Annotated in this window: 11 protein-coding genes; 8 read left to right on the top strand and 3 right to left on the bottom strand. The window is 70.5% G+C overall.

Features of this window, described 5'->3' with window-relative positions; genetic code table 11:
• Positions 1-94: 94 nt before the first annotated feature.
• From VF092_16075 to VF092_16100, 6 genes are all read left to right on the top strand, one after another.
• Positions 95-2,431, top strand: a complete 2,337-nt coding sequence (locus VF092_16075; GenBank protein HEX6748816.1) for a bifunctional salicylyl-CoA 5-hydroxylase/oxidoreductase — start codon at positions 95-97, stop codon at positions 2,429-2,431.
• A gap of 94 nt (positions 2,432-2,525) precedes the next feature.
• A complete protein-coding gene (locus tag VF092_16080; GenBank protein HEX6748817.1) occupies positions 2,526-3,446 on the top strand; it encodes an SDR family NAD(P)-dependent oxidoreductase in 921 nt (306 codons plus the stop codon).
• A gap of 304 nt (positions 3,447-3,750) precedes the next feature.
• Positions 3,751-4,584, top strand: coding sequence for an enoyl-CoA hydratase family protein (locus tag VF092_16085; GenBank protein ID HEX6748818.1), 834 nt, complete (start codon positions 3,751-3,753; stop codon positions 4,582-4,584).
• A 233-nt stretch (positions 4,585-4,817) separates the two neighbouring features.
• Positions 4,818-5,987, top strand: a complete 1,170-nt coding sequence (locus VF092_16090; protein HEX6748819.1) for an acyl-CoA dehydrogenase family protein — start codon at positions 4,818-4,820, stop codon at positions 5,985-5,987.
• Between the two features lie 219 nt (positions 5,988-6,206).
• Positions 6,207-7,865: a benzoate-CoA ligase family protein gene (locus VF092_16095; protein HEX6748820.1), complete on the top strand. Its 1,659-nt coding sequence runs from the start codon at positions 6,207-6,209 to the stop codon at positions 7,863-7,865.
• 142 nt (positions 7,866-8,007) lie between these two features.
• A complete protein-coding gene (locus tag VF092_16100) occupies positions 8,008-8,409 on the top strand; it encodes a RidA family protein (GenBank protein ID HEX6748821.1) in 402 nt (133 codons plus the stop codon).
• A gap of 94 nt (positions 8,410-8,503) precedes the next feature.
• Here VF092_16100 and VF092_16105 read toward each other — a convergent pair whose 3' ends face one another.
• Positions 8,504-9,901: a M20/M25/M40 family metallo-hydrolase gene (locus VF092_16105; GenBank protein HEX6748822.1), complete on the bottom strand. Its 1,398-nt coding sequence runs from the start codon at positions 9,899-9,901 to the stop codon at positions 8,504-8,506.
• Between the two features lie 147 nt (positions 9,902-10,048).
• Between VF092_16105 and VF092_16110 the strand changes: the two genes are divergently transcribed.
• Positions 10,049-10,513 (top strand): DUF4440 domain-containing protein, encoded by a 465-nt coding sequence (locus VF092_16110; protein HEX6748823.1) that lies wholly within the window; start codon positions 10,049-10,051, stop codon positions 10,511-10,513.
• The gene (mug, locus tag VF092_16115; protein ID HEX6748824.1) at positions 10,510-11,073 is read left to right on the top strand and encodes a G/U mismatch-specific DNA glycosylase; all 564 of its coding nucleotides are present in this window, start codon (positions 10,510-10,512) and stop codon (positions 11,071-11,073) included. The genes VF092_16110 and mug overlap by 4 nt, the downstream gene beginning before the upstream one ends.
• Here the strand turns inward: mug and VF092_16120 are convergent.
• Entirely contained in the window at positions 11,070-11,621 is a 552-nt protein-coding gene (locus VF092_16120; GenBank protein ID HEX6748825.1) for a GNAT family N-acetyltransferase, read from the bottom strand. The two genes, mug and VF092_16120, sit on opposite strands and share 4 nt — an antisense overlap.
• An 85-nt stretch (positions 11,622-11,706) precedes the next feature.
• The gene (locus tag VF092_16125) at positions 11,707-11,835 is read right to left on the bottom strand and encodes a hypothetical protein (GenBank protein ID HEX6748826.1); all 129 of its coding nucleotides are present in this window, start codon (positions 11,833-11,835) and stop codon (positions 11,707-11,709) included.
• Between the last annotated feature and the right edge of the window lie 558 nt (positions 11,836-12,393).

Consider the following 12,393-nt stretch of genomic DNA (forward strand, 5'->3'; position numbering starts at 1 on the left):
GTCAATGCTTGACACTTAAAATTCATAGGTCTAAAGTTACGGCGCGCTCGAGCGAGGCGACGCACGCCGCGCAGGACGGCGCCAGGAGAGCTGGATGAAGATCGCGTGCATCGGCGGCGGGCCGGCGGGGCTGTACTTCGCGCTGCTGATGAAGAAGGCGGACCCGCGCCACCAGTTCACCGTGCTGGAGCGCAACCGCCCCGACGACACCTTCGGCTGGGGCGTGGTCTTCTCCGACCAGACGCTGGGCAACCTGCGCGCGGCCGACGAGGAGAGCTACCGCCGCATCACCGAGAGCTTCGCCCACTGGGACGACATCGACGTCCACTTCAAGGGGCGGACGATCACCTCCGGCGGCCACGGCTTCAGCGGCATCGCCCGCAAGCAGCTTCTCCACATCCTGCAGGAACGCGCCGCCGGGCTCGGCGTCGACCTCCGCTTCGCCACCGAGATCCCGTCTCCCAACTCTTTGATGGAGATGGGGTTGGGAGATGCGGACCTCGTCGTCGCGGCGGACGGCGTGAACAGCGTCACCCGGCGCACGTACGCGGGGCACTTCCGGCCCGACCTGGACGTGCGCACCGCGCGCTTCGTGTGGCTGGGGACGACGAAGCGGTTCGACGCCTTCACCTTCATCGTCGTCCAGAACGAGTGGGGCGTGTTCCAGGTGCACGCCTACCGCTTCGACGAGCGGCAGTCGGCGTTCATCGTGGAGTGCGACGAGGCCAGCTGGCGCGCCGCGGGGTGCGACCGCATGGGGCACGCGGAGACGATCGCGTTCTGCGAGCGGATGTTCGCGCCGTGGCTGGACGGGCACCCGCTGATGAGCAACGCCGCCCATCTCGCGTCACCCTGGCTCACCTTCACGCGGGTGGTGAACGAGCGCTGGCACTTCCGCCTCCCGCCGGACGAGACGGGCCGCGCGCCGCACGTCGTGTTGGTGGGCGACGCGGCGCACACGGCGCACTTCTCCATCGGCTCGGGGACCAAGCTGGCGATGGAGGACGCCATCGTCCTGGCCCGCGAGCTGAACGCGCGCGCCTGTATCGGCGAGGCGCTGGACGCGTACGAGGCGGAGCGGAAGCTCGACGCGGTGCGGCTGCAGAACGCCGCGCGCAACAGCATGGAGTGGTTCGAGAACGTCCGCCGCTACGTGCTCCTCGAGCCCGAGCAGTTCGCCTACTCGCTGCTCACCCGCAGCCAGCGCGTGAGCCACGAGAACCTGCGCCTGCGCGACGACGCGTACCTCTCCGGCGTGGAGCGCTGGTTCGCCGCGCGCTCGGGCGTCGAGGGAGACGCGCGGCCGCCGATGTTCACCCCCTTCCGGCTACGGGGGTTGGAGCTCGCCAACCGCGTGGTGGTGAGCCCGATGGACATGTACAGCGCCGTGGACGGCACGCCGAACGACTTCCACCTTGTCCACCTCGGCGCGCGGGCGCTGGGCGGGGCGGGGCTGGTGTTCACGGAGATGGTGTGCGTGTCGCCCGATGGCCGCATCACCCCCGGCTGCACGGGGATGTGGGCGCCGGAGCACGTGGATGCGTGGCGACGAGTCGTCGAGTTCGTGCACCGCTGGACGCCCGCGAAGATCTGCCTGCAGCTGGGCCACTCGGGGCGCAAGGGCTCCGTCTGCTGCCCGTGGGAGGGGGGCGACGTGCCGCTGCCGGAGAACAACTGGGAGGTGATGGGCCCGTCGCCGCTTCCCCACGGCGACGGCTGGGCGATGCCGCGCGAGATGACGCGCGCCGACATGGAGCGCATCATCGCCGAGTTCGTGCGGGCGGCGGAGATGGGCGGGGCGTGCGGCTTCGACATGCTGGAGCTGCACTGCGCGCACGGGTATCTCCTCTCCTCCTTCATCACCCCGCTGGCCAATCGGCGGACGGACGAGTACGGCGGCTCGCTGGAGAACCGGCTCCGCTTCCCGCTCGAGGTCTTCCGCGCGATGCGGGCGGTGTGGCCGGAGGAGCGGCCGATCTCCGTGCGCATCTCCGCGACGGACTGGGTGGAGGGGGGGATCGATGGGGGGGAGTCGGTGGAGATCGCGCGCGCGTTCGCCGAGGCCGGCGCGGACGCCATCCACGTCTCCACCGGCCAGACGAGTCCCGACGCGAAGCCGGTGTACGGGCGCGCGTACCAGACGCCGTTCAGCGACCGCATCCGCAACGAGGTGGGGGTGCCGACCATCGCGGTGGGCAACATCACCGAGTTCGACCAGGTGAACGCGATCGTGGCCGCCGGCCGCGCGGACCTGTGCGCGCTGGCCCGCCCGCACCTGGCCGACGCCGCGTGGACGCTGCACGCCGCCGCCGAGCAGGGATGGACGGAGCAGTGGTGGCCGCCGCAGTACCTCACCGGCAAACAGCAGCTCGAGCGCACCCTCGCCCGCAAGGCCGCGCAGGCGGCGGAGCTGGCGGGGGGTGGGATTTGAGCGCGCAGACTGCTCCGGAGACGGGCGGCGGTTCACAGGCGGGTAAACCCGCGGCTGGAACATTGGGAAGCCTGCAAACTGCGCAGGCTTTTCGGTGCGAGGATGGCGGCGAGACGCGACCATCTTTCAATCGCAGCCTGCGCAGCAGGCTTCCCATTTTTCTAGCCGCGGGTTTACCCGCCCGGACGAATATCGCCGAGCGCATCTGTGCAGAGTACGTGAGGCAGCTCTGACCGAATCGAGATACCTCGCCGGGCACCACGCCGTCGTCACCGGCGGCGGGCACGGGATCGGCGGCGCCGTCGCGGAGGCGCTGGCGACGCTCGGCGCGTCGCTGGCGCTGCTGGGGCGCGACGTGGCGCGGCTGGAAGCGCAGGCGGCCGCCCTGCGCGAGCGCGGCTGCGACGCCGCCGCGTTCGCGTGCGACGTGGCCGACGAGGCGGCTGTGGAGCGCGCCTTCGCCGCCAGCCGCGAGCGCTTCGGCGACGCGCACGTGCTGGTGAACAACGCGGGGCAGGCGGAGAGCGCGCCGTTTGCCGAGACGTCGCGCGAGCTGTGGGAGCGCATGCTGGCGGTGAACCTGACCGGCACGTATCTCTGTACCCGCCAGGCGCTCCCGGCCATGCTCGCCGCGAAGTCCGGCCGCATCGTGAACATCGCGTCGACGGCGGGGCTGCGCGGATATCCGAAGACGGCGGCGTACTGCGCGGCCAAGCACGGCGTCGTCGGCCTCACCCGCGCCTTGGCGCTGGAGACAGCGAAGTCCGGCATCACCGTGAACGCCGTCTGCCCCGGCTACACCGACACGGAGATGGCGCAGCGCGCGGTGGACGGCATCGCGTCGGCGCTCGGGAAGACGCAGGACGAAGCGCGGGCGATGATCGTGCGCGTGAACCCGCTCGGCCGCCTGATCGCGCCGGAGGAGGTCGCCGCCACCGTCGCCTGGCTCTGCTCGCCCGAGGCGGCGGCGGTCACCGGGCAGTCCATCGCCGTCGCCGGCGGCGAGGTGATGTAGATGGAACAAAATCGGAAGGAAGTGCTGGTGCGTCCGACGCGGATCGCGTGCGGACGCGGCGATAGATCCTTCGGCCTGCAAGCTGTTGCGCGGACGCTGATTACGGTCTGGCCGGCCTCAGGATGACGTCAGCCGAGTTCCGGTGTGAATCGTCGAAGAGCGGCCGCGCGTTCGTCGGCCAGGACACTGGATGCCGGACCCGCAGTCTCGCAGGGACTTTGTGCTGTTGTTGCCGCGAATTCATTCGCCCAGCCCAATCCACCGGGCGCGGACGAATCTCCCGAATCACCCTGATCTCAACCGCATGACGACGAAGCTGCTCGCCGCCGATCTCCATCCCACCTCCTTCCACTGGCGCGTGGAGGGGCCGGTGGCCGTGGTCACGCTCAGCCGGCCGGAGCGCAAAAACCCGCTCACCTTCGAGAGCTACGCCGAGCTGCGCGACACCTTCCGCCAGCTCTCCTTCGCCACCGACGTGAAGGTGGTGGTCATCACCGGAGAGGGCGGCAACTTCTGCTCGGGCGGCGACGTGCACGAGATCATCGGGCCGCTAGTGAAGATGAAGGAGGAGGGGCGGATGGACGACCTCCTGGCCTTCACACGCATGACCGGCGACCTGGTGAAGGCCATCCGCGGCTGCCCGCAACCCGTCATCGCCGCGATCGACGGCGTGTGCGTGGGCGCCGGCGCCATCCTGGCGATGTCGAGCGACCTGCGGCTGGGCACGGCGCGCAGCAAGGTGGCGTTCCTGTTCACGAAGGTCGGCCTCTCCGGCGCCGACATGGGCGCGTGCGCCATGCTGCCGCGCATCGTTGGGCAGGGGCGCGCCAGCGAGCTGCTGTACACGGGCCGCTCGATGGGCGGCGAGGAGGCCGAGCGCTGGGGCTTCTACAACCGCCTGATCGAGCCCGACGCATTGCAGGACGAGGCGATGGCGCTCGCGCGCGACCTCTGCGCCGGCCCCACCTTCGCGCACGGGATGACGAAGCGCTGCCTGCACCAGGAGTGGGCGATGGGCGTGGACGAGGCCATCGAGGCCGAGGCCCAGGCCCAGGCCATCTGCATGCAGACCGAGGACTTCGCGCGTGCGTTCCGCGCCTTCGCGGCGAAGGAAAAGCCGGTGTTCCAGGGGAATTGAAGTGCTGAGTGCTGAGTGCGCCGCGAGATCGCGCCCTCTCCGGCTCGCTTAGGCTCGCCACCTCTCCCGTACCGGGAGAGGTAGCCGCACGACCATTCGTGCGGATCGCGACGGATGGTGCTCACCACGCCGATGGAGTCCGCGAAGGCGGACTGCGTGTCGTTGTAGCCGCGAGTTCACTCGCATCGTCTCGATCACCAACCACCTCCCCCATCTTTTCGTCCTCGCGCTGAATGCCTGACCGCACCTTCCTCCGCTGGCCTTTCTTCGACGACGCGCACCGCGAGATGGCGGCGCGGCTGGCGGAGTGGGCGGCGCGCGAGGTGGCGCTGCCTGCGCATCCGGCCGACGGCGGCGTGGACGACGCCTGCCGCGCGCTCGTGCGCCGGCTCGCGGACGGGGGATGGCTGCGCTGGGCCGTGCCCGCGCCGTACGGCGGCGCGCTGGAGCGGCTCGACGTGCGCTCCCTCTGCATCGCGCGCGAGACGCTGGCGTACCACTCCGGGCTGGCGGACTTCGCGTTCGCCATGCAGGGCCTTGGCTCGGGGGCCATCTCCCTGTTCGGGTCGGATGATCAGAAGCGGCGCTGGCTCCCCTCCGTCGCGTCGGGAGATGCAATCGCCGCGTTCGCCATCTCCGAGAGCGAAGCCGGCTCCGACGTCGGGGCGATGACGACGACGGCGCGGCAAGATGGTGACGGCTTCGTCATCGACGGCGCCAAGACGTGGATCTCCAACGCGGGGATCGCGGACCGCTACGTCGTGTTCGTGCGCTATCCCGAGGCCGGCGAGCGGGGATTCGCCGCGCTGGTGGTGGACGCGGACAACCCCGGGCTTCGCGTGGCCGAGCGCATCGACGTCACCGCGCCGCACCCGCTGGGGACGCTGGAGTTCGACGGATGCCGCGTCGGCGCGGACGCGCTGCTGGGCGAGGCGGGCGGGGGAATGAAGGTGGCGCTGGGCACGCTCGACGTCTTCCGCTCCACCGTCGGCGCGGCGGCGCTGGGGTTCGCGCGGCGCGCGCTGGACGAGGCCGTCGCGTGGACGGCCGGGCGCCGCGTGTTCGGCATCCCCCTGGCCGAGCACCAGCTCACGCGCGCGGCGATCGCGGAGATGGCCGTGGACGTGGACACCAGCGCGCTCCTCGTGTACCGCGCCGCGTGGACGCGCGACGCCAGCGCCGCGCGCGTCACCCGCGAGGCGGCGATGGCCAAGCTCCACGCCACCGAGGCCGCCCAGCGCGTGGTCGACCGCGCCGTCCAGCTCCTCGGCGCGCGCGGCGTGGTGCGCGATTCCGTCGTCGAGACGCTGTACCGCGACGTGCGCGCGCTCCGCATCTACGAAGGCACCAGCGAGGTCCAGAAGCTGGTGATCGCCGCCCAGGTGCGCGCTACCGAGCGCTGATCACCGCCGCAGCGCTCCGTAACCTCGCCCCCGCGCGTCACGAGCGAAGCGAGCCCATCCCTCCCCCAGTCGGTTTTGGGGGAGGGACAGGCGCGAAGCGCCAGGGAGAGGGCCTGCGGCGGCGCAGGCGTGCATCCGGCCTGCCCCTTGCGGCCCATCTCCATCCACCCGACGCGGTCCGTCGTGACCCACCACCCACCGCCGCAGGAGCCCGAGCCCATGCTCGCAGCGGAGCCCGCGCCCGTCGCCGCGCCCACCGCGCACGAGGACACCTTCGCGCGCGACCACCTGCCGCCGCCGGACCAGTGGCCCGTGCTGGACCTGTCCGGCGTGCCGCACCTGGCCGGCCGCGCGCGGATCAACGCCGCGGAGGAGTTCCTCGACGCGATGTGCGCCGCCGGCCACGCCGACCGCCCCGCGCTGCTCGCGCCCGGCGTGCGCTGGACGTACGCGGAGCTCACCGAGCGCGCCAACCGCATCGCCGGCGTGCTGCAGGGCGCCGGGCTCGTCCCCGGCAACCGCGTGCTGCTGCGCGGCTACAACTCGCCGCTCACCTTCGCCGCGTGGTTCGGCGTGCTGAAGGCGGGCGGGATCGTGGTCGCGACGATGCCGCTGCTGCGCGCGCGCGAGCTGACGGCCATCATCGCCAAGGCGCAGGTGCGGTTCGCGCTGTGCGACGCGCGGCTGACGGAGGAGATGGACGCCGCCGCGGCCGAATCCCCATCTCTCGAAACCACGCTCGTCTTCGGCTCCGGCGCGGCGGATTCGCTGGAGCGGCGGATGGAACTCGCGTCCGCCGATTTCGCGAACGTGCCGACATCGGCCGAGGACGTCGCTCTCATCGCCTTCACCTCCGGCACCACGGGGCAGCCGAAGGGGACGATGCACGTCCACCGCGACCTGCTGGCCAGCGCCGACACCTTCTCCGCGCACGTCCTTCGGCCGGACGCCGATGACGTCTTCTGCGGCTCGCCGCCGCTGGCGTTCACCTTCGGGCTCGGCGGCTACGTGATGTTCCCCATGCGCGTCGGCGCGGCCACGGTGATGCTGGAGCAGGCCAGCCCGCCGCACCTGCTGCAGGGGATCCAGGACTTCGGCGCCACCGTCTGCTTCACCGCGCCGACGGCGTACAGGGCGATGGCGGGGTTGGCGAAGGACTACGATCTCCGCTCGCTGCGGAAGTGCGTCTCCGCGGGCGAGCCGCTTCCCGCCGCCACCTTCGAGGCGTGGCGCCAGGCCACCGGCATCGGGATCATCGACGGGATCGGCAGCACGGAGATGCTGCACATCTTCATCTCCTCCTCCGGCAACGACATCCGCCCCGGCTCCACCGGCCGTGCGGTCCCCGGCTACCGCGCGCGCGTGGTGGACGACGCCGGGCGCGAGGTCCCCACCGGCCACTCCGGGCGGCTGCAGGTGGTGGGGCCGACGGGATGCCGGTACCTGGCCGATCCGGAGCGGCAGCGCGCGTACGTGCAGGACGGCTGGAACGTCACCGGCGACACCTACGTGGTGGACGCGGAGGGCTACTTCTGGTACCAGGCGCGCAACGACGACATGATCATCTCCGCCGGCTACAACATCGCCGGGCCCGAGGTGGAGAACTGCCTGCTGGAGCACCCCGCCGTCCTCGAATGCGCGGTCGTCGCCGCGCCCGACCCCGAGCGCGGCAACGTGGTGAAGGCGTTCGTCGTGCTGCGCGAGGGATGGACGGGAGATGACGGATTGGTGAAGACGCTGCAGGACTGGGCGAAGCAGAAGATCGCACCGTACAAATATCCGCGCCGCATCGAGTTCGTCGCTTCGCTCCCGCGCACGCAGACGGGGAAGCTGCAGCGCTTCCGCCTGCGCCAGCAGGAAGGCACGGCCGCGACGTGAGCCAGTTGTCTGATCGGGATTTCGCGACGATGCGAGTGAACTCGCGGCTACAACCACACGCAGTCCGCCTTCGCGGACTTCACGACGCGGCGGCCGACTGCGGCGCGCCCAGCACAGATCGGCGGGCGGTATGAGTGGCGGCTTGCCGGAGATCCTGCACCCGGCCGGATGGGCGCCCGCGCGCGGGTACGCGAACGGCGTCGCGGCGGAGGGGCGGCTCGTCTTCATCGCCGGACAGGTGGGATGGAATCCCGCGACGGGGGAGTTCGAGACGGACGAGTTCGCCGCGCAGGCGGCGCAGGCGCTGCGGAACGTCGCCCGGGTTCTCGCCGAGGCGGGCGCGGAGCCGCGCCACGTGACGCGGATGACGTGGTACGTCACCGACCGCCGCGAGTACCTGGACTCCGCGCGCGAGCTCGGCGCCGCCTACCGCGAGGTGTTCGGCCGCCACTTCCCCGCGATGAGCGCCGTCATCGTCGCCGGCCTCGTCGAGGAGCGCGCCAAGGTCGAGATCGAGGCGACGGCCGTCATCCCCATCGCCTGAAAGAAACAGAAAGTCTCACGCAGAGGGCGCAGAGGCCGCGGAGAAGATTCTTCTGCGACCTCTGCGCCCTCTGCGTGAGACCAAAGATCGTTTGCTAGCGACCTGCCGCTGGGACTTCGCGCGGCAGCGTCTCCGGCATGTCCGCCACGACGTAGGCCGCCACCGCCATCGCGGCGATGCAGCGCGCCATCTCGTTGGGATCGAGCTTGTCGATGGTGTCGGCGCTGCTGTGGTGGTACCAGAAGTACTTCGTGCCGTCCACGTCCAGCGCCAGCCCGGGCACCCCCAGCGCGATCATCGGCCCCACGTCGGCCTCGCCGTCGCCCTTCTCCATCCGCGTGGCGCCGACCGGCTCCAGCAGGCGCGCCACCTGCCGCATCAGCGCCAGCGCCGAGTCCGGGCCCTGGAAGCGGAAGCCGTTCGGGCGGAAGACGCCGTTGTCGCTCTCGATGGCCAGCATGTGCCGGTCCATCTGCGCCCGGTGCGCGTCGCGGTAGCCGGCGCCGCCGCGCACGCCGTTCTCCTCGTTGGTCCACGCTACCACGCGCACCGTCCGCCGCGGCCGCAGCCCGAGCGCTTTCATCAGCCGCACGGCCTCCCACGCGGCCACCACCCCGCCGCCGTCGTCCATCGCCCCCGTCCCCACGTCCCACGAGTCCAGGTGGCCGCTGACGACGACGACCTCGTCCGGCCGTTCGCGCCCCACGATCTCCGCCACCACGTTGCGCGACTGCACGTCCGGCAGCGTGCGCGCGCTCATCACCAGCCGCACGCGGATGCGCTCGCCGCGGCTCTGCATGCGGTGCAGCATCATCGCGTCCTCCGTGCTGACCGCCGCGGCGGGTATGCGCGCCACCGTGGTGTCAAAGTAGCGCATCGAGCCGGTGTGCGGGTTCTGCATGGAGAAGGAGGAGACGGAGCGGATGAGCGACGCCGCAGCGCCCGCCCGCGCCGCGGCGATGGCGCCCAGGCTGCGCCAGCGCACCGTCTCGCCGTAGGTGGTGAAGGGGATGTCGAAGAGGACGATCTTCCCGCGCGCCTCCGCGCCGCGCGCGGCTAGCTCCTGCTCGCTCGAGACGACGATCACGTCCGCGGTGATGCCGCCCGGCGGCGTGCCCACGCTGCCGCCCAGCCCGATCATGTGCAGCGGGACCTGCCTCGGCGCGAGCAGTTCGGCGCTCTCCTCGCCGCGCACCCAGTGCGGCACCATCACCGGCTCGCCGCGCACGTTCTGCAGCCCGTCGCGCCGCATCTCCTCCATCGCCCAGTCGATCGCCGCCTCCAGGCTGGCCGAGCCGCTCAGCCGCGGGCCGAAGCGGTCGACCAGCGTGGCCAGGCGGCTCCAGCCCACGGTGTCGGCGAGCGCGGCCTGGATCAGGCGGTTGGCGGGCTCGCGGTAGCGCACGTCCAGCGGCTGCTGCGCGCGGGCGGACGATGCGGCCGCGAGCAGGACGAGCAGCGGCGCGGCGCCGCGGCGGAAACGTCGGGGCATGGGGATCACGATCCGGAGTTGTGAGTTCGGTGGGTGCCCAAGTGTAGCGCATCGCCACCCCCGGCGAAACGCCCGGCGCGTTGCCGTCTCCCCGGCGCCGCGCCAGATTCGCCCGGAGCGCCCACCCACCCTCCATCCAGAGAACGCATGAACACGATCCGCGCTGCCCTCGTCGCCGCCGCCCTCGCCTCTATCCCGACGCTCGCCGCCGCGCAGCCCGCGCGCGCCCGCGCCGACTCCGCCGCAGTCGCGGGCACCGTCGGCCGCTTCCACGCCGCGCTCGCCGCGGGCGACAGCGCGGCCGCGCTCGCGCTGCTGACGCCCGACGTGGAGGTGCTGGAGAGCGGCGATCGCGAGACGCGCGCGGAGTACCGGGCGCACCACCTGGCTGCGGACATCGAGTTCGCGCGCGCGGTGCGGTCGGAACGCGGCCCCGTGCGCGTCCGCGTCCGCGGCGACGTGGCCTGGGCCACGGCGATGAGCACCACGCAGGGCCAGTTCCGCGGCCGCGAGGTGAACAGCGCCGGCGCCGAGCTGATGGTGCTGGTGCGCACGCCCGCCGGGTGGCGCATCGCCGCCATCCACTGGTCGTCGCACCGCCGCTCGCAGTGACGGAGAAGCCGCGCGGCCCCACGCCGGACGAGATCCGCGCGGCGGAGGGAAAGACGCTCCCCGACGTGATCGCGCCGGGGCTGGACGTGCTCTTCTGCGGGATCAATCCGGGGCTGTACACCGCCGCGGTGGGCCACCACTTCGCGCGTCCGGGAAACCGCTTCTGGAAGGCGCTGCACGAGGGGGGCTTCACGCCGCGCGTCCTGTCCCCATGGGAGGAGCGGGAGCTGCTGCGCTACGGCTGCGGCATCACCAACGTCGTCGCGCGCGCGACCGCCGCCGCGGCGGAGCTGACGCCCGCCGAGCTGGCCGAGGGCGCGCGGCTGCTGGAGGCGCGGGTGGAGCGATTCCGGCCGCGGTGGCTGGCGGTGCTGGGCCTCGGCGCGTACCGCACCGGCTTCGCCCGCCCGAAAGCGGTGATGGGGTGGCAGGAGGAAACGGTCGGCGGCGCGGGCGTGTGGATCCTCCCCAACCCCAGCGGCCTGAACGCCAACTACCGCCCCGCCGACTTCGCCCGCCTCTTCCGCGAGCTGAAGGAGGCGACGCAGATCAGGCGTTAGTTGATCGAGCGAATATCGATGCGCATGCTCGTCGCCAACCGGTCCGGATCGCGATTCTTCTCCAGCGCGAACCGGCGCATCCGCTCCTGCATCAGCTTGTTTCGTCGGAAACCATAGCGCTCGTACCACGCTTCCAAGCCTGGTCGAGCGTCGACGGATACGTATCGACACGCCACGATGGTGGAGACGACCCGCGCTTGAGCAACGACGAAGTCAACCAGCAACGATCCCAAGCCGCAGCCCTGGAATGCTCGATCAACACCGAGTTGCGCGAGCTTCACCGCACCGACGGTTTCGTAGCGAATTCGAATCCCTCGCTCACGAAAGGAAAGCTGCACCCCATCCATGGAGATCGTTGAATACCCAGCAAGGATTCCGTGAACGTAGTGTAAGTACGTGACAGAAACCGATTCCTCCTGATCCGCCCACGCATGATCGTAAAGGTATGAATTCTGTTCCGTCGTGCCGCAGTCAAAGCCCTGCTCTGGAGGACCGTCGAGCCGTTGGATAAAGATGTCCTCCGGTGAAATCTCTCGGCGCACCGACATGTGGATTCCTTTGGCCGAGGGTGATATGAAAAATCGGGCGGGCCCGCTTCATCGGACCCGCCCGGCTGATCGCGTCGGTCGCGATCTACTTTTTGACCGTGGCAGTCTCGTTCAAGGCGAGTTGTTTCAGCCGTTCTTCCATCGCGCGCACGCGCTCCATCGTACGCCGCCGTTCCGGCGTGTCCTCGGGTGGGCGCGACATCTCTTCCTTCACCTCGCGCGATCCCTCGAGCGAAAGCGGGGGGGTGCGTCTCAGTCCCATTGCGTCCCTTCCTCGATCGCGAGTTGCTTCCGTCGCTCGCTCATCCTCCGCGCCAGGTCCATGATGTGGCGGCGCGCAGGCGTATCCTCCGGAGGACGTGACATTTCCTCGATCACTTCCCTCGACCCCTCCAGATAAAGTGGGGGTGTGCGCCGGTATCGGGAGTTCATGTGGCCTCCTTGGCAGCGGAGCATTTGATGAACCGAAGATCACACTGCCAACCACTACCTGTCAAGTGTGTGCGAATCGGACAGGTGGAAGTCTGTCTGCGGTGCTCACTTCCGCATCATCGCGCGCTGATGAGGCGGAAGAGGAGCGGGACGAGGATGGGGCGCGAGAATCCCCAGAGGAAGAAGGCTCACGCGGAGACGTGTAGCGTTGAAGTAGAAATGTCCGGGTTGGTTGAAATAGAAATGTCCTCCTTCGGGGCAGGTTCGCCCACACTGGCGGCGACACCTGCCACGGAGCGAGGAGATGCTAAAGTTGAGCACACGAGATCGAGATCGTCTG

Source organism: Longimicrobium sp., assembly GCA_036377595.1.
In the GTDB taxonomy this organism is placed as follows: Bacteria; Gemmatimonadota; Gemmatimonadetes; order Longimicrobiales; family Longimicrobiaceae; genus Longimicrobium.